Below are 713 nucleotides of genomic sequence, written 5' to 3'. Positions count from 1 at the left end.
GCGGACGTGGCGCGGGTGGCGGGCGGGTGGCCGGGGAGCCCGGCGGTCATGGTGACGGGCCGTCGGCGGTCGCGGTGCACGGCGGCACCGCCGGGGGCGTCCGCCTCGCCTCCCCCGGCGTAGGAGGACTCGGCGGACGCCGTCGGCGCGACCTGCTGGGCGCAGGGCCGCTGGAGGGAGGCCGCCGGTCCGGCGGGGGTGGGTGAGGGGCTGCCGCAGGCGAGGGCGAGGACGAGGAGGAGCGCTGTGCGGAGGACTGCGGACAGGCGGACGGATGACATCTCGGTGCGCCTCCCTCTGGTAACACCATCATCAGACTTCACCAAAGCAAGCCCAACAGTGAGTCAAGGAAGAGTAATACGCGCAAGTGAACGGCGTCCTGCAACACCCTGCCTGTGCGACGGTTTTCGAATGGAATCGGCCTGATGTTGACGCGAACGGCGGCATCGGGGCGGGGCGGCCACCCGGGAACGAACGACGGAGGCGGCCCACCAGGGTTCCTGGTGGGCCGCCTCCGTCGTTCGCCTCAGGTCTCGGGTCTCGGGTGGCGCCGATCGGCCGTCAGTCGCAGCAGTCGCAGCAGCACTTGCACGGATTGCAGCAGCCCCCGCCACCACCACCGCCACAGCCGTCGCCCGAACCCCCGCCGGAGCTTCCGGAGCCTCCGGAGCCGCCCGAGTGGCCTCCCTCCAGCGGCCCTGCGCCCAGCAGGT

The 713-nt window shown here is 72.5% G+C and carries 1 pseudogene; it reads right to left on the bottom strand.

The features are described 5' to 3' along the window. Positions 1-281, bottom strand: a pseudogene (locus EAO70_RS34840) (hypothetical protein); the annotation flags it as partial. Between the last annotated feature and the right edge of the window lie 432 nt (positions 282-713).

Source organism: Streptomyces sp. adm13(2018) (assembly GCF_008042145.1).
Classification (GTDB): Bacteria; Actinomycetota; Actinomycetes; order Streptomycetales; family Streptomycetaceae; genus Streptomyces.
The sequence above is the reverse complement of the archived record's forward strand: the minus strand, read 5'-3'. Positions and strand labels throughout refer to the sequence as shown.